This is a genomic window from Pseudomonas chlororaphis (genome assembly GCA_001023535.1).
Taxonomy (GTDB): Bacteria; Pseudomonadota; Gammaproteobacteria; order Pseudomonadales; family Pseudomonadaceae; genus Aquipseudomonas; species Aquipseudomonas chlororaphis_E.
The window spans coordinates 5157490-5179347 of sequence record CP011020.1 but is presented as its reverse complement, the minus strand read 5'-3'; the positions used below and the strand labels follow the sequence as shown (position 1 = coordinate 5179347).

Below are 21858 nucleotides of genomic sequence, written 5' to 3'. Positions count from 1 at the left end.
ATGTAAACTCCCCCCGCTGCGACAATCGGGCACGGTCAAACCAGACCCGAACACAACCGTTTTGCAGTGTCCCTCACTCAGCTGAAGCCAAGACCTACAAGAAGTCAGCGCCGGAGAGACATAAATCTGAGGCCGACCTATTTGCTCGGTCCTGTAGGTCCATCCTCCAGTCCTATCGAACCTGTCACGCTGGCGCTGCCGGCTACGGGCGTGATCTATCCTTGATCAGGGCAGGAGGGCGGAATGGCGTTCCATCCTAGGGATACACACATGTTGAAGAAAACACACACGGCGCTACTGGGCCTGGCGATGGCGATGGGTCTTGCGACCACGCACGCCGCCGAGGCAAAAAAAGTGGACGTCCTGCTCATTGGTGGGGGCATCATGAGCTCGACACTCGGCGTCTGGCTCAATGAGCTGGAGCCGGGCTGGACCATGGAAATGGTCGAGCGCCTGGACGGTGTTGCCGAAGAAAGTTCCAACGGTTGGAACAACGCCGGTACCGGTCACTCGGCACTGGCCGAACTGAACTACACGCCGGAAGACAAGAACGGCAAGGTCGATATCTCCAAGGCTATCGAAATCAACGAAGCCTTCCAGATCTCCCGTCAGTTCTGGTCCTGGCAGGTCAAGAACGGCGTGCTGAAGAACCCACGTTCGTTCATCAACTCCACGCCGCACATGAGCTTCCTGTGGGGCGACGACAACATCGCGTTCCTGAAGAAGCGCTACGAAGCCCTCCAGGCCAGCCCGTTGTTCGCCGGCATGCAGTATTCCGAAGACCCAGCGCAGATCGGCAAGTGGGTGCCGCTGATGATGCAAGGGCGTGACCCGAGCCAGAAAGTCGCGGCGACCTGGAGTCCCCTGGGCACTGACGTGAACTTCGGCGAAATCACTCGCCAGTTCGCTGCCTACCTGCAGAGCAAACCGAACTTCTCGCTGAAACTGTCCAGCGAAGTGGAAGACATCACCCGCAACGAAGACGGCACCTGGCGCGTTTCGTACAAGAACCTGAAGGACGGTACCGAGACCGAGACCGACGCCAAGTTCGTGTTCATCGGCGCTGGCGGTGGTGCCCTGCACCTGCTGCAGAAGTCCGACATTCCGGAAGCGCGCGAGTACGCCGGTTTCCCGGTGGGCGGTTCGTTCCTGGTCACCGAAAACCCGACCGTTGCCCAACTGCACCTGGCCAAAGCCTATGGCAAGGCTTCGGTCGGCGCGCCACCGATGTCGGTACCGCACCTGGACACCCGCGTGCTGGATGGCAAGCGTGTGATCCTGTTTGGCCCGTTCGCCACCTTCTCGACCAAGTTCCTGAAGAACGGTTCGTACTTTGACCTGCTGACCAGCACCACCACCCACAACGTGTGGCCGATGACCAAGGTCGGTATCGAACAGTACCCACTGGTCGAGTACCTGGCCGGTCAACTGATGCTGTCGGACGAAGATCGTTTCAATGCGCTGAAGGAATACTTCCCAGAGGCCAAACAGGAAGACTGGCGCCTGTGGCAGGCCGGCCAGCGCGTGCAGATCATCAAGCGTGACGAAGAGAAGGGCGGCGTGCTGAAACTGGGCACCGAAGTGGTCGCGTCCCAGGACGGCAGCATCGCCGGCCTGCTGGGTGCTTCGCCAGGTGCTTCGACGGCTGCGCCGATCATGCTGACCGTGCTGGAGAAGGTCTTCAAGGACAAGGTCGCCAGCCCGGCCTGGCAGGAAAAACTGCACCAGATCGTGCCAAGCTATGGCACCAAGCTCAACGACAGCCCTGAGCGCGTTGCCCAGGAATGGGCCTACACCAGCGAAGTCCTGCAACTGGACACGCCGCCGGTGATCACCAAGCCAGGCACCCCGGCCCCGGCCCAGCCAGCGGCTGCCCGCGAAGCCAATCCAGCGGCTGACATGGCGCTGTAAGCCTGACGTTGTCTGGTGTAATGCAAAACGCGGCTTGTTGAGTGTTATGCGGTTGAGTTAGGGATTGTTGACCTTAACTCGTCAGGGAAAATCCGGAGTCCGAGAGGGGTCCGGATTTTTTTTATGCGCTGTTCAGTATCCAGTTCAAGTGCTGTTCCTGGTTTTCCTGGGTGGTGCTGATTATATCTTTCCAGATCAAGCGACCCTGTTGAAAGTCGCGCTGTAATTATGCAGAGGGCTGTCCTTCATGCTTTGGTCACTATCTCGATATATTGTGTCGGCTGTGTTGGATCCTCCGACGTCTTTTTTACCGACAAGGAAACGGTGACCACGTGGGAACTGCTGTATTTATCCTTTACAGCCTGGACAGCCGCCTCCGGTGAGTCTGCGGTAATCGTTCCGTATTGAGTGTTATGGGTACCGCGATCCGCATACGCTGAGTATCGATATTCAGTGCTCATTTTATTTTCCTCAAGAGCAGTTTGTGACCAGGGTGATCATGGTGTGCCCGGAGGATTGTTTCTACTGTCAAGGATTACAGTTGTTGATGTCTGATCGGAATAATGTTTTTGGACTTTATAGCGATTGGACTATTGCTCTGGAGTTTTAGAGGCAGACAGTCTGGCGTAACGCTGTTCACTTAAGAAAGTTGGCAAATTTGTGGCGAGGGGATGAGTCCGCTCGCCACTCATTTTTTTCATCTACTGGGTGCCGAACATCGCCGTCCAATAGATCCCCGCATCGCTTTTCGGGTCGGTGGCGTAACCGGCGCCCAGCTCGTGGAACTGCGGGTTCATCAGGTTGGCGCAGTGCCCTGGGCTGGCCAGCCAACCGTCCACCACCTTGAGGGCGGTGTCTTGCCCGGCGGCAATGTTCTCGCCGATCAACTGGCCCAGGTAACCGGCAAGTTCGGCACGGTCGCCGGGCATGCGGTTGTCACGGTCCTTGTGGTCGAAGAAGTTGTTGTTGGCCATGGCACGGGTGTGGGTCACGGCGGCCAGGGCCAGGGTCGCGTTCCAGGTCAGCGGGGTGGTGGCGGCAAAGGTCTCGGTGCCGCAGCGGCGCGGTTGGGCCCGAGCGCTGTTGATCAGCTTGAGCAGTTTCTGGCCTTCGGCCTGCCAGTCGCCGAGGCGAGCCGACAGCAGCGGGCGCGCCACCACGATGCGCCATTCACGGTCCATGCGACTGACGCCGATGTCGACGAACTGCGGGTCGAGGACCACCTGGCAGAAGCTTTCCTGGATGGCCTTCATCGCACTTTGCGCATCCCGCGGTCCGGACAGGCTGATGGCCTGGACGTTGACCATCGGGTAGGCCGTGCGCGCGAGCGCCTGCTGCAGATCGCCGATGCCATTGGCCGACAGGATCAGCCGGGAATCCATCGCCAGCGGTGGCAACTCCAGCGAAGCCTGCCCGGAGCAGCTTTGGGATTGGCTGCGGTAAAGGTTGATGGACTCGACCAGTTGCGTCTCTTCGGTGGCTGCGGCGCTGGCGGCGAACACCAGCCCCAGCGACAGCACGACAAGACGCATGACGGATGAAATGGCACGCATGTAAATCTCCCTTGAGCGGACGGCGCCTATGATGCGCAATTTTTGCCCCGCTGGGGCAACGGTATTCACGCTCTCTTGAAATTCCCTGAGCGGCACCGCTGGGCACCGTTCGGGACAATCCTCAAGTACTGGGATCAATTTTCAGGCAAATAAGTCCATCACCGGCGTTTGAAGGTGCAAATCCGTCGAACTTCAGCTCATCCAGTTGCCGCCGTCGACGTTGTACGTCTGGGCCACCACGTATTCGCTGTCCGCCGAGGCGAGAAAAACCGCCATGCCTGTCAGGTCTTGCGCGGTGCCCATGCGGCCGTAAGGCACCTGCTGGCCGACCTGGCGTTTCTTTTCCCCCAGGGGCAGGTTTTCATGGCGGGCGAACAGTGCGTCCACGCCGTCCCAATGCTCGCCCTCCACCACTCCGGGCGCGATGGCGTTGACGTTGATCCGGTGCTTGATCAGATCCAGCCCGGCGGACTGGGTCAGGCTGATCACCGCTGCCTTGGTGGCGCAATAGACACCCACGAGGGCTTCGCCACGGCGCCCGGCCTGGCTTGCCATGTTGATGATCCGGCCGCCGTGGCCCTGGCCGATCATCTGCCGGGCCGCGGCCTGGAGCGTGAACAGCGTGCCGGCGACATTGATCGAGAACAGCCGCTCATAGCTTTGCCGTGTGATCTGCACGATGGGCGCCAGGTCGAACAGCGCCGCGTTATTGACCAGGATGTCCAGCTTGCCCGCACGTGCCACCACCGCTGCAATGGCTGCGTCGATCGAAGCCTGGTCGGTCACGTCGAGCCTGACCGCGTAGGCGTCTTCGCCCAGCTCGGCGGCGGTGGCCCGGGCCCGATCCAGGTCGATATCGGCAATTGCCACGGTGGCACCTTCATTGATGTAGGCCTGGGCAAACGCTTTGCCGATGCCTCGGGCGGCGCCGGTGACCAGGGCACTTTTTCCTTTCAGTCGTTTCATGGGATGGTCCTGTGTTCGATGGCAAAAGGGTGGGGTGTCGCCATGGCGGCGGCAGGCCGATTACAGCAGCGAGCCCGAAGGCCGACAAACGCGAGCAGCATCGCCAGGTGATACTTTTTTAACGCAGGGCGCTGCGGGTTAAAAAAGTATCGGTGAACGGTCAAGCCGCGGCTGGCAGGGCGCCGGTCATCCGGCGTAAGGTGCCGTCATGAGGCCAGACGAGATGCGACATGCCTGATCACCGAGCCCCCCTGTTCGAGCAGCGCCCGGCCGAGCTGGAGGTCATCCTGCCCGAGCCCGAGCACAGTTTTCGTTGGTACGAGCACGATTACCCGTACCCCCTGGCGCGCTGGAACCACCACCCCGAGTTCGAAATCCACCTGATTCGCCAGGGCAGCGGGAAGTTGTTGGCGGGCGACTACATCGGGCCTTTCGGTCCCGGCCATGTGGCGATGATCGGTCCCGGCTTGCCCCACGACTGGATGGCGGACCTGGCCCCCGACGAATACCTGGCGGGGCGCGATGTGGTCCTGCAGTTCGACGGTGCGGCGTGGCTGGCCTTGCGTCCGACCTTGCCCGAGCTGGCGCAGGTGCAGGGGCTGTTCGAGCGCGCCCGTCGCGGCCTGGCCTTCAGCGGCGACACCGCACGGCGTGCCGCGCAGTTGCTCGAAGCCATCGGCCCGGCCCGGGGGCTCAAGCGCCTGGCGCTGTTCCTCGAGTTGCTCGAAGCCCTGGGCCAGGCCCCTGACACCGACGTGCTGAGCCTGGCAAGCCCTTGCTATGCGCCGACCCTCGATGCCCGCAGCAGCGAGCGCATCCATCAGGCTTTCGAATACCTGCACGCCGAACTCACCGGTGACCTGCGCCTGTCAGAGATCGCCCGGCGGCTGAACATGAGCGAGCCCGGTTTCTCGCGCTTCTTCAAGCGCATCACCGGGCATGGTTTTGTCGACCTGATGCGCAAGCTGCGGGTCCAGCGTGCCTGCCGCTTGCTGCTGAACAGCGAATTGCCGGTGACCGAGATCTGTTTCGAGGTGGGGTACAACAACCTGTCCAATTTCAACCGGCACTTTCGCATCGAGATGAACCAGACACCCAGCGAATATCGCCGGCTGTTGGCTCAACGGGCCACGTGCGCCTGACCCACCGGCACGGCACGGGCCATCACACTGATCGCGGCCACGGCGGCAATCAGCAGCCCGGGTGATGTCGCCAGCAGCACGCCGGTGGTTCCCGCGCCGGCCGCCAGGATCTGCCCGGCGGCCAGGGGGCCCGCGACCGAACCCAGGCGCCCGATGGCAACCGCTGCACCGACGCCCGTGGCGCGCACGGCCGTGGGGTAGGCGGGCGGCGCCAGTGCGTAGAGCACCAATTGCGCGGCCATGACAAACAGCCCGGCGGCGAACCCGGCGATGGCCATCGGCACGATGCCCACCGATAACCCGACCCCGGCCAGGGCGCTGAGAAGCCCGGCGTAGACGAACAGCACCACCTTCAAACCATTGCAGCGGTCCAGCAACAGGCCGCCAATCAACGAACCCAGGGTGCCACCGATGTTGAACAGCATCTGGACCAGGCCCGCCTGGGGCTTGCTGAAGCCTTGTTCCAGCAGCAGCGACGGCAGCCAGTTGAGCAGCATGTACATGACCGTCAGCGTGAAGAAATAGCTCAGCCAGAGGGCCAGGGTGGTCCGGCCTCGACTTTCGCCGAACAGTGCCTGGCCGGTTGAAACATGCGCGTCGCCACCGACCTCCCGGGCCTGGCGAAAGGCGCTGGACTCGGGAAGCCACAGCAGCATCAACGGCACCACCAGCAGCGGTGCCAGCCCGCCGATGAAAAACGTCATCTGCCAGTGCTCGCCAAACAACATGGCGACCACCGCCGCCAGCGCGCCGCCCAGCGGAACCCCGGCGTACATCACGCTGATTGCCGTGCCGCGACGCTGCTCACCCACGGCTTCGGCGCACAGGGCAATGAGGTTGGGCAGGGCGGCACCCAGGCCCAGGCCCGTCATGAAACGCACCAGCAGCAGGCTGGAGAACTGCTCGACGTAGGCCGTGCTGAGGGAGAACACGCCGAACAGCAGGACGGCGGCGATGAGGATTTTCTTGCGGCCAATGCGGTCGGCGATCCAGCCACCGAAGAACGCCCCGGGCAGCAGGCCGATGATTCCGGCACTGAAGACCCAGCCCATCATTTTCGGGTCGAGGGTGAACGTCTGCCGCAAGCCCGCGGCGGCGGTGCCGGCCGACTGCAAGTCAAACCCCTCGATCAGCGCAACGATGAAACACAAGGCAATGGTCAGCGTCGCACGACGTGTCGGCTGGTTCATGGCAAATCCTCTTATTGTTTTTGTCCTGGGGCACTGACCGAGAGCGACCAGCGCAATTTAGATTAACAAAGCTAACTAAAAAATGAATGGATGAGAGGAAATCGGTGGAGCGGTAAAAATAAACAGTGAAATCATGAGGTTGAAAGGAATTTTTAGAGATTTTGCTGAATTGATTAATGATATTAACGTTCGATTATCGGACGGTTGAGTTGACGAAACCTTCACGGCCTTTCCATTCTGCTTGCCCAGAGCCCCGACCCGAAGACGTCGAGGGCGATCAAAAACAACAACAATAAGTGGACATAGGACATGCCGAATCTTGCGCGGGCCGCCCTGGCGGCGGCCCCTGTTTCACCCTTCGTTCAACTGCTGGCCTGCCTGGGATTGAGCCTGGGTTCCAGCGCGGCGCTGGCAGAAGGATTCATCGATGACAGCCACGGCACCCTGACCCTGCGCAATTACTACATGGACCGCGACTACAAGGACGACGGCGCCAAGACCGCGGCCCGGGAGTGGGCCCAGGCGGCGATCGTAAACATGGAGTCGGGGTTTACGCCCGGCACGGTAGGGTTCGGCCTGGATGCCCGCGGCTTGCTCGGGATCAAGCTGGATTCGTCGCCGGACCGCAGCGGCACCGAGTTATTGCCGGTGTCCAGCAGTGACAAGCGTGCCGCCGATGAATATTCGCGCCTGGCCATCACCGGCAAGTTGCGCGTTGGCCAGACGACGGTGAAGACCGGCGATGTCTCGATCTTCCTGCCGTTCGCCTTTGCCAGTCCGTCACGCCTGTTGCCGCAGACCTTTCGCGGTACGACTCTCAGTAGCAAGGACATCGACGGCCTGACCTTGAACACCGGCTACATCGACCGCATCAACCGACGCGATTCCACCGATTACCAACCCATGAGCATTGCCGCGCCCAACCGGCGCTTCAATGGCGCGGCGACGACGTCCCACATGGCCTATGTCGGCGGCGACTATCAAGTCGGCAAGGGCCTGAGCGTGCGCGCCTATCACGCCGAAGTGGCCGACCTATACCGTCAGGACACCCTGGCGCTGCTGCATGACCTGCCGTTGGGCGACGGGGTGTTGACCACCGACCTGCGCAGCTTCTTCAGCGGCGAGGACGGGGCCGCCAAGGCCGGCAAGGTCGATAACATCAATGTGTCGGCGCTGGTCGGCTATCGCCTGGGCGGGCATCGGTTGAGCCTGGGCTACATGCACGCCAGCGGCGACACGGCCACACCCTACGTGTCGGGCACCGAGTTGATGGGCTTGAGCGAGATGACCATGAGCTCGGATTTTCTCAATGCCAAGGAGCGCACCTGGCAGGCGATCCACGACTATGACTTCGCCGCCGTCGGTATGCCGGGCCTGAGGACAAGGCTGCGTTATGTCCGGGGAGACCACATCGAGCTGGCGGCCCTCGGTGCCGAGGATCGCAAGGAGCGAGAGTTCCAGATGGAGTTGGGCTACGTGATCCAGAGTGGTCCGCTGAAGAACGTCGGGCTGCTGGCGCGCAAATCGATCTACCGCAATGACTTTCCGGGCACCGCGGCGTTTCGCGATGAGAACCAGACCCGCTTTTTGGTGACCTACAACGTGCCGATCTGGTGAAGCGTCGCCAGCCCCGTGGCGAGGATGATCCTCTCGCCACAGGGCTGGGTGCGGGCCTTACTGCTGGTACACCTTCTTCAGCAACCGCAGCAATTGCTCCCGCTCATCGTCCGACAGCGCTGTCGTGGAGTCCAGGTCGCTCTGGGCGGCGATCTGCTGGAGTTCCTTGAGCAGGGTTTCCCCGCTCTTGCTCAGGAAAATCCCATAGGAACGCTTGTCCGGCTTGCAGCGCACGCGTACGGCCAGGGCCCGGCTTTCCAGTTTGTTCAGCAGCGGCACCACTTGCGGCGGTTCGATAGCCAGGGCCCTGGCCAGGTCAGCCTGCATCAGGCCGGGGTTCTGGTCGATGATCGCCAGGGCCGAGAACTGGGCGGGCCGCAGGTCGTGGACGGCCAGCCGACCGATCAGGTTCTGGAACAGTTTCAACTGGGCGCGACGCAGGGCGTAACCGATCAGGTCGTCCAGCGCAGTGTCCAGCGGCGCCTCGGCACCGGCGGCCACGGGCTCGGCGGTTTCGGCAAGCTTGGAAGACTTGGCCATCGAAATGAGCATCCTTGGGATGAGTAATTAATAAGGCTATGCATTTTGCCGAGGTTGCGACGCCCTGGCTATGGGCGAGCGCGAATTCCTGATTTGCAGCTGCCTTCGCATCGCTGAAAAAACACAGGTAAATCGATTAATAGTTAATTGACATAACTAAATTTCAGGTTTAGTTTTTGCTCATCTTCAGCCAAAGAACAAGAGAGCCCGCATCATGAGCAACTACGAAGGTCGCTGGAAAACGGTCAAGGTCGAGATCGAAGAGGGCATCGCCTGGGTCACGCTCAACCGCCCGGAAAAACGCAACGCCATGAGCCCGACCCTCAATCGCGAGATGATCGACGTGCTCGAGACCCTGGAGCAGGACCCGGCCGCCGGCGTCCTGGTGTTGACCGGGGCAGGGGATGCCTGGACCGCCGGGATGGACCTCAAGGAATATTTCCGCGAAGTGGATGCCGGGCCGGAAATCCTCCAGGAAAAAATCCGCCGCGAGGCCTCCCAATGGCAGTGGAAACTGCTGCGCATGTACGCCAAGCCGACCATCGCCATGGTCAACGGCTGGTGCTTCGGCGGCGGTTTCAGCCCGCTGGTGGCGTGCGACCTGGCGATCTGTGCCAACGAAGCGACCTTCGGGCTTTCGGAAATCAACTGGGGCATCCCGCCCGGCAACCTGGTCAGCAAGGCCATGGCCGACACCGTGGGTCATCGCCAGTCGCTGTACTACATCATGACCGGCAAGACGTTCGGCGGGCAGAAAGCCGCTGAAATGGGCCTGGTCAACGAGAGCGTGCCCCTGGCGCAACTGCGCGAAGTTACCGTGGAGCTGGCGCGCAACCTGCTGGAGAAAAACCCGGTGGTGCTGCGGGCAGCCAAGCATGGCTTCAAACGCTGCCGCGAGCTGACCTGGGAGCAGAACGAGGATTACCTGTACGCCAAGCTCGACCAGTCGCGCCTGCTGGACACCGAAGGCGGTCGCGAACAGGGCATGAAGCAGTTCCTGGACGACAAGACCATCAAGCCTGGCTTGCAAACCTATAAGCGCTGAGGCGACAGGCGATAGCGGGCCGCATCCCGCTGTTCGCCGCGTCGCCCCGGCGCTACTGTTACACCGCTGCGCTGCATTCCCGATAAAGACAATAAAGAGGAATCACCATGCTGGACGTGCCCCTGTTGATCGGCGGCCAGTCGTGCCCGGCCCGTGACGGTCGGACCTTCGAGCGCTGCAACCCGGTGACCGGTGACGTGGTCTCGCGCGTCGCCGCCGCCACCCTGGAAGATGCCGACGCCGCCGTGGCCGCGGCCCAAGCCGCGTTCCCCGCCTGGGCCGCGCTGGCGCCCAACGAGCGCCGCACGCGTTTGCTGCGCGCCGCCGAACAGTTGCAAGCCCGCAGCGGCGAGTTCATCGCCGCCGCCGGCGAAACCGGCGCCATGGCCAACTGGTACGGATTCAACGTACACCTGGCGGCCAACATGCTGCGCGAAGCGGCGTCGATGACCACCCAGATCAACGGCGAAATCATCCCTTCGGACGTGCCCGGCAGTTTTGCCATGGCCCTGCGCCAGCCCTGCGGCGTGGTGCTCGGCATTGCGCCGTGGAACGCCCCGGTGATTCTCGCCACCCGCGCCATCGCCATGCCCCTGGCCTGTGGCAACACCGTGGTGCTCAAGGCGTCCGAAATCAGCCCGGCGGTGCACCGGCTGATCGGCCAGGTCCTTCAGGACGCCGGCCTGGGCGACGGGGTGGTCAACGTGATCTGCAACGCGCCAGCCGATGCGCCGGCGATTGTCGAGCGGCTGATCGCCAATCCGGCCGTGCGCCGCGTCAATTTCACCGGATCGACCCACGTCGGGCGGATTGTCGGTGAACTGTCGGCGCGGCACCTCAAGCCGGCCTTGCTCGAACTGGGCGGCAAGGCACCGTTGCTGGTGCTGGACGACGCCGACCTGGATGCCGCGGTAGAGGCGGCCGCCTTCGGGGCGTACTTCAACCAGGGACAGATCTGCATGTCCACCGAGCGGCTGATTGTCGACGCCAGTGTCGCCGATGCCTTTGTCGAGCGCTTGAGCGCGAAGATCGCCACGTTGCGCGCCGGTGACCCGGCAAACGGTGATTCGGTGCTGGGCTCGCTGGTGGATGCCAGTGCCGGCCAGCGCATCAAGGGGCTGATCGACGATGCCTTGGGCAAGGGCGCGAAGCTGGTGGCGGGCGGGCAGTTGGACGGCAGCATCCTGCAGCCGACCTTGCTCGACAACGTCACCGCCGACATGCGCCTGTACCGCGAGGAGTCTTTCGGGCCAGTGGCCGTGCTGCTGCGCGGTGACGGCGACGAAGCCCTGCTGCGCCTGGCCAATGACTCCGAGTTCGGCTTGTCGGCGGCGATCTTCAGCCGTGATACCACCCGTGCCCTGGCCCTGGCCCAGCGTGTCGAATCGGGCATCTGCCACATCAACGGCCCGACCGTGCACGACGAAGCGCAGATGCCTTTCGGCGGGGTCAAGTCCAGTGGCTATGGCAGCTTTGGCGGCAAGGCGTCCATCGAGCATTTCACCCAGTTGCGCTGGGTGACCTTGCAGAATGGCGCCCGGCATTACCCGATCTGAAACCCGTCGCATCGTCGGCGGCCCAGCGCCGCCGCGATGCAGGCCAATAATAATGACAAGGCCGCAGCCAGACGCTGCCACGCTCCGCTCGTTTCATGCGAGCCGACCGTGCCTTGGTGGAGGAAATGTACGTGAGTTCCGAGTTCAGATCGTCCTCCCGGACCCCGGCCGGGCGTTATCGCCAGGTGTCGATCGGTCATCCCGCCGTAGAAGTCAGGGAAGAGCGCGGCATCCTGCACATGCGTTCCCTGGAACCCTTGGCGCCTTTGCCGGCGCGCTTGCTCGATCGCCTGGTGCACTGGGCCGAAGTCCGCCCGCAGCACACCTTCATCGCCGCCCGCGACGGGGGAGGTGACTGGCACCGGGTCAGCTACGCGCAGATGCTCGACAGTGTCCGCGCCATCGCCGAAAGCCTGCTGGGCTTTGGTTTGTCGGCGGAAAAACCCTTGGCGCTGCTGTCGGGCAACGACATCGAACACCTGCAAATGGCCCTGGGCGCGATGTACGCCGGGATCCCGTATTGCCCGGTGTCGCCGGCCTATTCGCTGCTGTCCCAGGACTTCGCCAAGCTGCGTCACGTCTGCGACCTGCTGCAGCCCGGGCTGGTGTTTGTCAGCGACACGGCGCCTTTCGAGCGAGCGATCAATGCCGTGCTGCCGGCCAACGTACCCTTGATCAGCGTGCGTGGCGAGCTGCCGGGCCGCGCTATGACGCGCTTCTCCAGCCTGCTGGCCCAGCCTGGCGGCGAGGCGGCGGAGCGGGCGTTCGCCGCCACGGGGCCGGACAGCATCGCCAAGTTCCTGTTCACGTCGGGCTCGACCAAGCTGCCCAAAGCCGTGATCACCACCCAGCGCATGCTCTGTGCCAACCAGCAGATGCTGCTACAGACCTTCCCGGTGTTTGGCGAGGCGCCGCCGGTGCTGGTGGACTGGTTGCCGTGGAACCACACGTTCGGTGGCAGCCACAACGTCGGCATCGTGCTCTACAACGGTGGCACGTTTTACCTGGATGACGGCAAACCCACGGCCCAGGGCTTCGCCGAGACCTTGCGCAACCTCAAGGAGATTTCGCCCACGGCCTACCTGACCGTCCCCAAGGGCTGGGAAGAATTGGTCAGCGCCCTGGAGCAGGACGGCGAACTGCGCGAGCGTTTCTTCAAGCGCATCAGCTTGTTTTTCTTTGCCGCCGCCGGCCTGTCCCAAAGCACCTGGGACCGCCTCGACAAGGTCGCCGAGGCCCATTGCGGCGAACGCATCCGCATGATGGCAGGGCTGGGCATGACCGAGGCGGCGCCGTCCTGCACCTTCACTACCGGGCCGCTGTCGATGGCCGGCTACATCGGCCTGCCGGCCCCGGGCTGCGAGGTGCGGCTGGTACCGGTGGACGGCAAGTTTGAAGGCCGGTTTCGCGGACCGCACATCATGCCGGGCTACTGGCGCTCACCGCAGCAGACCGCGGAAGTCTTCGACGAGCAAGGGTTCTATTGCTCCGGTGACGCGATCAAGCTGGCCGACCCGAGCAATCCGCAATTGGGGCTGATGTTCGACGGGCGGATCGCCGAGGACTTCAAGTTGTCGTCCGGGGTGTTCGTCAGCGTCGGGCCACTGCGCAATCGCGCCGTGCTGGAAGGCACGCCTTATGTCCTGGACCTGGTGGTCACCGCGCCTGATCGCGAATGCCTGGGCGCGTTGGTGTTTCCACGACTCCCCGAGTGCCGTCGCCTGTCGGGGCTGGGCGCCGATGCCACTGATGCCCAGGTGCTGGCCAGCTCGGCGGTGCGCCAATGGTTCACTGAATGGTTGCAGCGCCTGAATCATCAGGCCAGCGGGAATGCCAGCCGTGTGGAATGGATTGCCCTGCTCGATGAGCCGGCTTCCATCGACCGTGGTGAAATCACCGACAAGGGTTCGCTCAACCAGCGTGCGGTGTTGCAGTGGCGGGCGGAGAAAGTCGAGGCGCTGTATCGGGGCGAGGATGCGTCGATCCTGCGGGCGGGCTAGCGGGTGCAAGTTGTACCGCGAGCCCGCTCCCACAAAGTTTAGCGTCGAGTCTCAATCCCAAGCAGCCCGCCATCCTCACTGTGGGAGCGAGCTTGCTCGCGAAAGCGGCGCGTCAGTCAGCGATGAACTTGACCGTGCTACCGCCTTCGCGGGCAAGCCCGCTCCCACAAGGGGTGGCTTACCGCCGTCCCAGCAGCAAGCCCACCACCAGCCCGAACCCGGCGGAGATCGCCACGGTCTGCCACGGGTGGCCGCCGATGTAGGTTTCAGTGGCGTCGACCATCGGGCGGGTTCGCTCCCGCGCGCTGGCGAGGGAATCCAGGGCTTGTTGCAGTTTCTGGGAGATCTGGCCGCGCAGGTTCTCCGCGTCTTCGCCGACCAGTGCGGCGCTGTTCTTGAGCAACTTCTCCGACTCTTCGATCAACGCCTTCAGCTCGCTGAAGGCCTGGTCCTTGATTTGCTCCCCGTTTGCTTGCACGGTGCTTCTACGCGCCATGGTGTATCTCCTTGTAAATGATGGCAGTGAACTATGGAGTGCTGCGCGAGCTTAAAAGTTGCGACGAGGCTGCTCGCAACCGGTCATTCCCAAAAGCGGGTTAAGGCTGTTCGCCGCAAGGTGTAAGATGTCGCCTATTTACGCAACAGGTAATTCCCATGAGCTTCAATCTGGCTGACAAGCCCCTGGCCGAGCGCGCCGCCCTGGAAGACGAAAAATCCCGACTCTTTGAACTGTGGCAAAACAACCTGGGCAAGGCCAAGGGTGATGCGGCGCGGCTGTTCGGCGAGCGTTCCAAGCGCAAGGGCAAGTGGGCCGAGTGGGTGCGCGCCGAACTGGACGGCATGTCGCCGCCGGAATACGCCAACATGGTGCGCAGTGAAGTCAACCGGCTGATGGCGGCCAACAAGTAAGCCCTACGCGAAGGCGGCGACAATTGCCTCGCGAACCTTGATCACGGCCGGGTCCATCTGCAATTGGGTTCGCCAGCCGAGTTCGATGGGGTAGCGAGGCAGCGCCAGAGGGCAGGGCAGCAACGCCAGGCCGCCGAGGGCCGCGATGGCCTGGGCGGCATGGGTCGGAATGGTCGCCACGGCCTGGCTGCCCTTGAGCAGGAAAGGCAGCGCGGCGAAATGGGTGGTCGAGGCAGACACCCGTCGACTCAGGCCGAGCCCGGCCAACCCTTCATCGGTGATGCCGATAAAACCACCGGAAGACACCAACAAATGCTCGCGGGCCACGAACGCCTCCAGGCTGAGGGTCGGCGAGGCTTGCGCCAGGCTGGCCGGGTCGACCAGGCAAGCGTAGTCGCCTTCCCCCAGCACCTGGCGGCTGAGCAGCCGCTGGGCGAAACCGCCGGCCGTGATCGCCAGGTCGAGGTGACGCTCCATCAGCGCCAGGCCAACGATCTGGCTGTGGGTCTGGCGAAAAATCAGGCGCAGGCCCGGTGCACGCTGCGCCACTTCTTCTACCAGGCGCCGTCCGTAGGCGATCTCGAAGTCGTCGGACAGCCCGACGATGACCGAGCGCCCCTGATAATGGTTGGCGTGCGGGTCCACCATCGCCAGGCTCTGGCGGCATTTGTTCAAGGCTTCGCTGATCACCGGCTTCAACTGGTTGGCTCGCAACGTCGGCGCCAGGCCCCGACCGGTGCGCACGAACAGTTGATCGTCATACAGGCTGCGCAGCCTGCGCAATGCGGCGCTGATGGCCGACTGGGTCACACCCAGGCGCAGGGCGGCACGGCTGGCGCTGGACTCGTCATGCAGCGCTTCGAAAGTCTTGAGCAGATTGAGGTCGATGTCGGCGATATTCATAACGCTCATATCATTTAGCAGCGGTTGGGGCTTTATTCATGATCGGTCGACGCCGGAAAATCAGCAACACTTGTTAATGACGGAGTTGAACACCATGCCCAAATCCATTGTGGCGGCCCTGCAAATCGGTTCGTTGCCCGGCGGCAAGGGCGACACCCTGGCCCAGATCCTTTCTTATGAAGACGCCATCCGCGAGGCGGGGGCGCGCCTGGTGGTGATGCCCGAAGCCCTGCTGGGTGGCTACCCCAAGGGCGAAGGTTTCGGCACTCAACTGGGGTATCGCCTGCCGGAAGGACGCGAAGCGTTTGCCCGCTATTTCGCCAATGCCATCGACGTGCCCGGGGTCGAAACCGAAGCCCTGGCCGGATTGTCGGCACGCACGGGCGCCAGCCTGGTGCTGGGCGTGATCGAGCGCTGCGCCAGTACCTTGTACTGCACCGCGCTGTACTTCGAACCCGAGGCGGGCCTGGTGGCCCGGCATCGCAAGCTGATGCCGACGGGCACCGAACGGTTGATCTGGGGCAAGGGCGACGGCTCGACCCTGCCGGTGATCGACAGCCAGGTCGGTCGCGTGGGCGCGGCGGTGTGCTGGGAAAACATGATGCCGCTGCTGCGCACCGCGATGTATGCCAAAGGCGTGGACGTCTGGTGTGCGCCAACGGTGGATGAGCGCGAGATGTGGCAAGTGACCTTGCGCCACATTGCCCACGAGGGGCGCTGTTTCGTGGTCAGTGCCTGCCAGGTTCAGGCCTCGCCGCAAGCGTTGGGCATCGAGGTTGCGAACTGGCCTGCCGAACGCCCGTTGATCGCGGGCGGTAGCATGATCGTTGGGCCCATGGGCGATGTGCTGGCCGGGCCTTTGAAGGACTGCGCCGGGTTGCTCACCGCTGAAATCGATACCGATGAGCTGGTGCGCGCGCGGTACGACTACGACGTGGTCGGCCATTACGCCCGGCCCGACATCTTCGAACTGGTGGTGGATGAACGGGCCAAGCCGGGTGTGCGTTTCATCCAATGATTCACCAGGTGGCCGTGGAACCGCGTAAGTCGAGGGTGCCACGGTCGACGAAGCGCCGGGTGCCGAACACTCCGCCGGCGAGTTTGCCCCTGAGCACGTAAGGCAGGTTATCCAGGCTTTGGGTCTGGCTCAGGCCGAGGGTCTGGCGCAGTACGGAAAACGCCGAGATGCTCACCGGGATGCTCAGTATTGTTTCGGAAAACCGGGGGAGGGAGCCGGTCTGGTCGCTGACCCCCGAGGCCAGGGGCCGACCGTTGACTTCCAGGTCCAGCGCCACGCCGTTGTAGTCCAGGGTGGTGTCGTTGGGGTTCTGCACGCGCAGCTTCACGGCAAAACGCATTTCCAGATCCTGGCTGGGCAGCGGCTCAATGCCGACCACGTTGATCGTCAGTGGGTCGCGCTGCGGGAACAGGGCGCAGGCGCTCAGGCTGAGCAACATCAGTAGCAGGGACAGGCCGAACAATCTGCGCATGGTCAACTCTCGCAATGGACATCAGGGGGGCTGGCAGTCATCAGGCTACCGCAATTATCGGCAACCGGCGCCTGGCCATGAAAAGGCTGGCTCCTGACATTTTCTGACACCCGTCTCTGCTAATCTGCGGCAATTATTTCCCTGCGGATCGCCCATCGTGTCGCGTACTACCCGGCTGCTCACTTTGCTGCAAGTCTTGCGGGGCAAGCGTTGCCCGGTTACCGCCGCGACATTGGCTGTCGAGCTGAACGTGTCCGAGCGTACCTTGTACCGTGACATCGCTGAGCTGACGGCCCTCGGTGCGCCGATCCAGGGTGAGGCGGGCATTGGCTATGTCTTGCGCAGTGGGCTGTTCCTGCCGCCACTGATGTTCACCGCCGATGAGATCGAAGCCATCGTGCTGGGCTTGCGCTACGTGGACCAGCGTGGCGACGACGTGCTGGGCAAGGCTGCCGCCGACGCGTTGGCGAAGGTGGAGGCGGTGCTTGCCCCGGACGTTCGTGACGCCTTGCGCAATCCCACGGTGCTGCCCGGGCCGCCGGGTTATGGCTACCCGCAGAACACCGTGCAGTTGAATGTCTATCGCCAGGCCATTCGCACCCAGGCCAAGCTGCACATCGATTACGCCGACGTGAACAAGACCCCCAGCCAGCGGTTGATCTGGCCGCTGGCCCTGGGCTTTTTCAACGAGGCGCGGGTAGTGGTGGCCTGGTGCGAATTGCGAGGGGCCTACCGTACCTTCCGCACCGACCGGATTGCCTCGGCCGCCGAGCAGGGCGAGCGCTACCCCGGGCGGCGCAGCGACCTGTTGCGCGCCTGGTTCGCACTGATGCAACTGGACGAAAACGGGCGCTTCACTCCTGACAAAAACTGACACAGCAGTGTTCTAGCATGGCGCCAGATCGATAAAACAAGGAGCCCTGCCATGTCCAACCCCGTCTCTTCCCTGGCCCCGGCCATCGCCGGCTATATTGCCGCCGCCAACGCTCGTGACAGCTCGGCGGTGACGCGTTTCTTCGCCGAAAACGCCAGCGTGTTCGATGAAGGCCACCACCGCCTCGGTGCCCAGGCCATCGCCCAATGGATGGAAGACACCGCCCAGCGCTACCAGCCACGGGTGCAAGTGCTCAATGTGCAGCAACGAACCGGCAAGGTGCTGGTGCAGAACCTGATCTCCGGCACCTTTCCCGGCAGCCCGCTGGAGTTGCGCTACACCTTCCGCCTCGACGAACAGGGCAAGATCAGCCGGCTGGATATCTCGGTCTAGTGTTTCTGTCGCTCTGAAGTGAACGCTGTTGTGGCGAGGGGATTTATCCCCGATCGGTTGCGCAGCAACCGCAAAAAGACAGGGCCGCTACGCGCCCCAACGGGGATAAATCCCCTCGCCACAGGTTTTTCGATGCCTTCACATGGCATACTCCCGGTCCTTCTTCCCCCGGACCTGGGCCGCATGACTGACTCCCCCCTGAGTGCCTGGCAGCACGCCATCGAACACCACGGCTTCGTCCAGGACGAGGCTCAGGAACTGGCGATCATGGCTCTGGAACAATGCCACAAGGCATTGGGCGAGGGCCGCAAGTCGATCAAGGGCGTTTACCTGTGGGGGCCGGTGGGTCGTGGCAAGACCTGGCTGATGGACCGCTTCTACGAGAGCCTCAAGGTGCCGGCGCGCCGCCAGCACTTCCATCACTTCATGGCCTGGGTGCACCAGCGCTCCTTCCAACTGACCGGCACACCGGACCCTTTGCAGGCCTTGGCCCGGGAGCTGAGTGCCGAGGTGCGGGTGCTGTGCTTCGACGAATTGTTCGTCACCGACATCGGCGACGCCATCATCCTCGGACGGCTGTTCCAGGTGATGTTCGAACAAGGCATGGTGATCGTCAGTACGTCCAACCTGCCGCCCGAAGAACTCTATGCCAACGGCCACAACCGTGAACGCTTCCTGCCGACCATCAGCGCGATCAAGCAATACATGCAAGTGGTGCCGGTGAACGGGTGGCAGGACCACCGCCAACACCCGGGCGCGGTGCAGCAACGCTACTGGGTACGCGGCTGCGGGCAACCCGACCCGTTGGCCGCGGTCTTTGACCAGTTGGCGGGTGGGCAAACGCTCGCCAGCGGGCCGATCGAAGTCGGCCATCGCCTGCTCGAGCCCGTCCGGGCTGGCGATACGGTGCTCTGGAGCCGCTACGCCGATCTTTGTGAGCAACCGTTCTCGGCGCTGGATTTCATGGCCTTGTGTGACCGTTTCAGCGTGATTCTGCTCGGCGATGTGCCTTGCCTGAGCGCCGAACAGCGCGAAGGGCGCATTGCCCGTGGTACCGAGGACGGGGTCGAACGGGTGGAGGCCGGCGACCGTGAACTGCCGCAATTGTCCGTCCATGACGATGGCGTGCGGCGTTTCATTGCCCTGGTCGACGAGTGCTACGACCGCAAGGTGCCGCTGTACCTGTGCGCCGAAGTGCCGATGGAAGACTTGTACACCGAAGGCTATCTGCAATTCCCGTTTCGCCGCACGCTCAGTCGGCTCCAGGAAATGCAGATGCAACGTTTTGGTCAACCCGCCTGACCGGGCCCCCGCCGTCGGCCCCACGCCGTCAGCACTACCGATGTGAAATGGAAATGGTCATGGCAGAAGCCAGGGGCATTCTGCCGTTTTCGATCATTTCTGGACGATTTCAGCCACAGGCGCCTTGGGTTTGATCAGGCTGAAATCGATCAGGCCCTTGTGCTGGCTTTCATACGGGTTGCCGATCATCAGTGGTCGCGCTTTGAACTGGTCGCTGACCAGGCTCTTGCTGTGATCCAGCTCGTCGAAGCTCAGGCCCGCCAGGTCTGCCCAGGTGTGGATCAGGTGCGAGCTGCTGTAGGGCCGCGACAGGTCGCCGGCAAAGCTCCAGTCATGGCTTTCGCGCCACTTGGGCGAAGCCCAGGCCATGAACGGGATGGTGTACATCGGCGCGGTCGGCTTGGCTTCGTTGCGGCCCAGGGTGTCATGGCCCTGAGAGTCGAAGACGTCTTCACCGTGGTCCGAGAGGTACAGCAGGAAGCCGTTGGGATCGCTCTTGGCGTAGTCCTTGATGAGGCTGGAAACCACGAAGTCGTTGTACAGCACCGCGTTGTCGTAGCTGTTGTAGGTGGGCAGTTGGTCGTCACGCACACCTGCCGGCACGCCCTGGCGGTCGGTGAACTTATCGAACGTCGGCGGATAGCGGTACTGGTAGCTCATGTGGGTGCCCAGCAGATGCACCACGATCAACTTGCGCGGGGCACTGTCGGCCAGGGCCTTGTTGAAGGGCTCGATCACGTCGCCGTCGTACTGGGCGGCGTTCTGGTTGCGGTTGTTGTTGAGGTACACCTGCTCATCGGCCTGCTGTGAGAAGGTCGTGAGCATGGTGTTGCGCTTGGTCATGGTCTGCTGGTTGGTGATCCAGAAGGTCTTGTAGCCGGCCTGCTTCATCATGCTCACCAGCGAAGGCGTGCTCAGGTACAGCTCCGGGTTTTCCTCGTCGGCGAAGGTCAACACCTGCTGCAGCGCTTCGATGGTGTAGGGGCGCGGGGTGATCACGTTGTCGAACACCGCGAGCTGGTCCTTGAGCTTGTCCAGTTCCGGCGTGGTTTCGCGCGGGTAGCCATAGAGGCTCATGCGTTGACGGTTGGTCGACTCACCGATCACCAGCACCAGGGTCGCCGGCTGGTCGGCCATGGCGTCCTTGAGGTGATTCAGCGGCGCGATCTTGCTGGCGCTGTGCAACATGCCTTGCATGTTTTCCAGTTGTTCGCCGTAGCGTCGGTAGGCCACGACCATCTGCCAAGGCACGGCGGGCTCGATGCGGTCTTCGAATTTTTCCAGGCCACCGGCGAAGCTGCCGGTGCGCTGGGTCTGCTTGATCAATGGATAGCCGACCACGGCCACCACGATGGCCGCCGCCGCGACAATGGCCTGCCCACGCGGCAGGTAGACCGGGCGCAGGCGGGTCCAGAGCAGATAGCCCACGACGGTGTGGGCGAGGAACGCCGGCACCATCCACCAGGCAAAATACTGCGTCATGTATTCGCCGGCTTCCGCCACGTTCGACTCGAACATGATGAAGATGACGCTCTGGGAAAATTCCTGCTGGTAAATGAAGAAATACCCCAGGCTCGCCATGGAACAGGCCCACAGCACGATCCCGATCAGGGCCGCGAGCAGGCGGGTGCGGGCGGGGAAGAGCAGCATGGGCGCCAGCCACAGGGCACTCATCACGAATGCCTGGCGAAACCCGGTGAAGCCGGACGTGTCGCTGAGCAGAATGAGCAGTTGGGTAATGCCCGAAAAATACCAGAAGAACAGAAACAGCCAGCCAAGCCCGGCCCAGTCAAAACCTTTCGCAGTCGTTGTGCTGCGTTTGAACAAACTCATCAAGCGCTCCAGCCTGTTATCGACGCGCCTGGCGGTACCGGATTGGTGACCGCAGGCACACGCCGAGCAACCCTAAAGGTCGGCAGTATCGCGAGCCGCTTGTGAAAACTTCGTGAGTTTTTTGGTTACAAAATGCTGACTTAGGTGCGCAAGGGGACGCCTTCCTTTGAAGACGGGCCTGCTCGCGAAGGTGTTGGTTCAGCCGCCATTGAGTTTCACGCAAACGCGGTTTCCGCAGGCTGGCTCGCTCCCACGGTGGCGGGTATCGGGAAAGGGGATGAGGATCAGGCTTGTGGGAGCAGGCTCCCACAAGGTGGCTTCACAAAGCCCTGCCACACGAGGGAGGGCTGTTTTTCATGGGAAGGACACCGGGTTGCCCAATGTCCCTTCCTGATGCCGTGCCTCTGGGACGCTTACCGCGCCACAGCCTGGTTCTGGTGGGACAGCTGTGCGTGCTGCAACTGCATGCGCAACTGCGTCACTTCATCTAGCAGCAGATCACGCTCTTCCTTGAGAAGGCGCAATTCATCGCGACGAATGGTCACATAAAGGGTTTGGGGAGGACGTGCGGTAACGACTGGGCCCATTGCTCACCTCGCAAATGGCGTACATCAACTATAGAGACGTCGCCAGC

General features: G+C 62.7%; 19 protein-coding genes. 11 read left to right on the top strand and 8 right to left on the bottom strand.

Features of this window, described 5'->3' with window-relative positions; translation table 11 throughout:
* Positions 1 to 270 precede the first annotated feature (270 nt).
* Positions 271 to 1911, top strand: a complete 1641-nt coding sequence (locus tag VM99_22625) for a malate:quinone oxidoreductase (protein AKK00726.1) — start codon at positions 271 to 273, stop codon at positions 1909 to 1911.
* A 701-nt stretch (positions 1912 to 2612) separates the two neighbouring features.
* Here the strand turns inward: VM99_22625 and VM99_22620 are convergent.
* Positions 2613 to 3464 carry an Allergen V5/Tpx-1 family protein gene (locus tag VM99_22620; GenBank protein AKK00725.1) on the bottom strand — a complete coding sequence of 284 codons (852 nt, stop codon included), beginning with the start codon at positions 3462 to 3464 and terminating at the stop codon, positions 2613 to 2615.
* Between the two features lie 192 nt (positions 3465 to 3656).
* Entirely contained in the window at positions 3657 to 4430 is a 774-nt protein-coding gene (locus tag VM99_22615; GenBank protein AKK00724.1) for a sorbitol dehydrogenase, read from the bottom strand.
* Between the two features lie 230 nt (positions 4431 to 4660).
* Here VM99_22615 and VM99_22610 point away from each other — a divergent pair, with 230 nt between their 5' ends.
* Positions 4661 to 5572: an AraC family transcriptional regulator gene (locus tag VM99_22610; GenBank protein AKK00723.1), complete on the top strand. Its 912-nt coding sequence runs from the start codon at positions 4661 to 4663 to the stop codon at positions 5570 to 5572.
* Here the strand turns inward: VM99_22610 and VM99_22605 are convergent.
* The gene (locus VM99_22605) at positions 5551 to 6762 is read right to left on the bottom strand and encodes a 3-phenylpropionic acid transporter (GenBank protein ID AKK00722.1); all 1212 of its coding nucleotides are present in this window, start codon (positions 6760 to 6762) and stop codon (positions 5551 to 5553) included. The genes VM99_22610 and VM99_22605 overlap by 22 nt on opposite strands.
* 309 nt (positions 6763 to 7071) lie before the next feature.
* Between VM99_22605 and VM99_22600 the strand changes: the two genes are divergently transcribed.
* Positions 7072 to 8379 carry a porin gene (locus VM99_22600; GenBank protein AKK00721.1) on the top strand — a complete coding sequence of 436 codons (1308 nt, stop codon included), beginning with the start codon at positions 7072 to 7074 and terminating at the stop codon, positions 8377 to 8379.
* 57 nt (positions 8380 to 8436) lie between these two features.
* Here VM99_22600 and VM99_22595 read toward each other — a convergent pair whose 3' ends face one another.
* On the bottom strand, positions 8437 to 8919 hold the full coding sequence (locus VM99_22595; protein ID AKK00720.1) for a MarR family transcriptional regulator: 483 nt from the start codon (positions 8917 to 8919) through the stop codon (positions 8437 to 8439).
* Positions 8920 to 9133: 214 nt separating this feature from the next.
* Here VM99_22595 and VM99_22590 point away from each other — a divergent pair, with 214 nt between their 5' ends.
* The 3 genes from VM99_22590 to VM99_22580 all read left to right on the top strand — a co-directional run bounded on the left by VM99_22590 (position 9134) and on the right by VM99_22580 (position 13520).
* Positions 9134 to 9964, top strand: a complete 831-nt coding sequence (locus VM99_22590; GenBank protein ID AKK00719.1) for a p-hydroxycinnamoyl CoA hydratase/lyase — start codon at positions 9134 to 9136, stop codon at positions 9962 to 9964.
* A 107-nt stretch (positions 9965 to 10071) separates the two neighbouring features.
* Positions 10072 to 11520 (top strand): salicylaldehyde dehydrogenase, encoded by a 1449-nt coding sequence (locus tag VM99_22585; GenBank protein ID AKK00718.1) that lies wholly within the window; start codon positions 10072 to 10074, stop codon positions 11518 to 11520.
* 131 nt (positions 11521 to 11651) lie between these two features.
* Entirely contained in the window at positions 11652 to 13520 is a 1869-nt protein-coding gene (locus tag VM99_22580; protein AKK01835.1) for a feruloyl-CoA synthase, read from the top strand.
* Between the two features lie 178 nt (positions 13521 to 13698).
* Here the strand turns inward: VM99_22580 and VM99_22575 are convergent, their stop codons facing one another.
* Positions 13699 to 14016 carry a hypothetical protein gene (locus VM99_22575; GenBank protein AKK00717.1) on the bottom strand — a complete coding sequence of 106 codons (318 nt, stop codon included), beginning with the start codon at positions 14014 to 14016 and terminating at the stop codon, positions 13699 to 13701.
* 158 nt (positions 14017 to 14174) lie between these two features.
* Here VM99_22575 and VM99_22570 point away from each other — a divergent pair, with 158 nt between their 5' ends.
* On the top strand, positions 14175 to 14429 hold the full coding sequence (locus tag VM99_22570) for a hypothetical protein (GenBank protein ID AKK00716.1): 255 nt from the start codon (positions 14175 to 14177) through the stop codon (positions 14427 to 14429).
* Positions 14430 to 14432: 3 nt separating this feature from the next.
* Here VM99_22570 and VM99_22565 read toward each other — a convergent pair whose 3' ends face one another.
* Positions 14433 to 15341: a LysR family transcriptional regulator gene (locus VM99_22565; GenBank protein ID AKK00715.1), complete on the bottom strand. Its 909-nt coding sequence runs from the start codon at positions 15339 to 15341 to the stop codon at positions 14433 to 14435.
* 85 nt (positions 15342 to 15426) lie between these two features.
* Between VM99_22565 and VM99_22560 the strand changes: the two genes are divergently transcribed.
* On the top strand, positions 15427 to 16350 hold the full coding sequence (locus VM99_22560) for a nitrilase (protein AKK01834.1): 924 nt from the start codon (positions 15427 to 15429) through the stop codon (positions 16348 to 16350).
* A gap of 1 nt (position 16351) precedes the next feature.
* On the opposite strand, the gene VM99_22555 is transcribed toward VM99_22560, so the two are convergent.
* Positions 16352 to 16822 (bottom strand): lipoprotein, encoded by a 471-nt coding sequence (locus VM99_22555; GenBank protein AKK00714.1) that lies wholly within the window; start codon positions 16820 to 16822, stop codon positions 16352 to 16354.
* Positions 16823 to 16979: 157 nt separating this feature from the next.
* Between VM99_22555 and VM99_22550 the strand changes: the two genes are divergently transcribed.
* The 3 genes from VM99_22550 to VM99_22540 all read left to right on the top strand — a co-directional run bounded on the left by VM99_22550 (position 16980) and on the right by VM99_22540 (position 19391).
* A complete protein-coding gene (locus tag VM99_22550) occupies positions 16980 to 17696 on the top strand; it encodes a DNA-binding protein (protein AKK00713.1) in 717 nt (238 codons plus the stop codon).
* A 51-nt stretch (positions 17697 to 17747) separates the two neighbouring features.
* A complete protein-coding gene (locus tag VM99_22545) occupies positions 17748 to 18089 on the top strand; it encodes a ketosteroid isomerase (protein ID AKK00712.1) in 342 nt (113 codons plus the stop codon).
* Between the two features lie 183 nt (positions 18090 to 18272).
* Positions 18273 to 19391: an ATPase gene (locus VM99_22540; protein ID AKK00711.1), complete on the top strand. Its 1119-nt coding sequence runs from the start codon at positions 18273 to 18275 to the stop codon at positions 19389 to 19391.
* Between the two features lie 93 nt (positions 19392 to 19484).
* Here the strand turns inward: VM99_22540 and VM99_22535 are convergent, their stop codons facing one another.
* Positions 19485 to 21224, bottom strand: coding sequence for a hypothetical protein (locus VM99_22535; protein ID AKK00710.1), 1740 nt, complete (start codon positions 21222 to 21224; stop codon positions 19485 to 19487).
* Between the last annotated feature and the right edge of the window lie 634 nt (positions 21225 to 21858).

Bases quoted from the DNA above. Each gene is read 5' to 3' on its own strand.
- VM99_22625 (AKK00726.1), top strand. From the start codon at position 271: ATGTTGAAGAAAACACACACGGCGCTACTGGGCCTGGCGATGGCGATG.
- VM99_22620 (AKK00725.1), bottom strand. From the start codon at position 3,464: ATGCGTGCCATTTCATCCGTCATGCGTCTTGTCGTGCTGTCGCTGGGG.
- VM99_22615 (AKK00724.1), bottom strand. From the start codon at position 4,430: ATGAAACGACTGAAAGGAAAAAGTGCCCTGGTCACCGGCGCCGCCCGA.
- VM99_22610 (AKK00723.1), top strand. From the start codon at position 4,661: ATGCCTGATCACCGAGCCCCCCTGTTCGAGCAGCGCCCGGCCGAGCTG.
- VM99_22605 (AKK00722.1), bottom strand. From the start codon at position 6,762: ATGAACCAGCCGACACGTCGTGCGACGCTGACCATTGCCTTGTGTTTC.
- VM99_22600 (AKK00721.1), top strand. From the start codon at position 7,072: ATGCCGAATCTTGCGCGGGCCGCCCTGGCGGCGGCCCCTGTTTCACCC.
- VM99_22595 (AKK00720.1), bottom strand. From the start codon at position 8,919: ATGGCCAAGTCTTCCAAGCTTGCCGAAACCGCCGAGCCCGTGGCCGCC.
- VM99_22590 (AKK00719.1), top strand. From the start codon at position 9,134: ATGAGCAACTACGAAGGTCGCTGGAAAACGGTCAAGGTCGAGATCGAA.
- VM99_22585 (AKK00718.1), top strand. From the start codon at position 10,072: ATGCTGGACGTGCCCCTGTTGATCGGCGGCCAGTCGTGCCCGGCCCGT.
- VM99_22575 (AKK00717.1), bottom strand. From the start codon at position 14,016: ATGGCGCGTAGAAGCACCGTGCAAGCAAACGGGGAGCAAATCAAGGAC.
- VM99_22570 (AKK00716.1), top strand. From the start codon at position 14,175: ATGAGCTTCAATCTGGCTGACAAGCCCCTGGCCGAGCGCGCCGCCCTG.
- VM99_22565 (AKK00715.1), bottom strand. From the start codon at position 15,341: ATGAGCGTTATGAATATCGCCGACATCGACCTCAATCTGCTCAAGACT.
- VM99_22560 (AKK01834.1), top strand. From the start codon at position 15,427: ATGCCCAAATCCATTGTGGCGGCCCTGCAAATCGGTTCGTTGCCCGGC.
- VM99_22555 (AKK00714.1), bottom strand. From the start codon at position 16,822: ATGCGCAGATTGTTCGGCCTGTCCCTGCTACTGATGTTGCTCAGCCTG.
- VM99_22545 (AKK00712.1), top strand. From the start codon at position 17,748: ATGTCCAACCCCGTCTCTTCCCTGGCCCCGGCCATCGCCGGCTATATT.
- VM99_22540 (AKK00711.1), top strand. From the start codon at position 18,273: ATGACTGACTCCCCCCTGAGTGCCTGGCAGCACGCCATCGAACACCAC.
- VM99_22535 (AKK00710.1), bottom strand. From the start codon at position 21,224: ATGAGTTTGTTCAAACGCAGCACAACGACTGCGAAAGGTTTTGACTGG.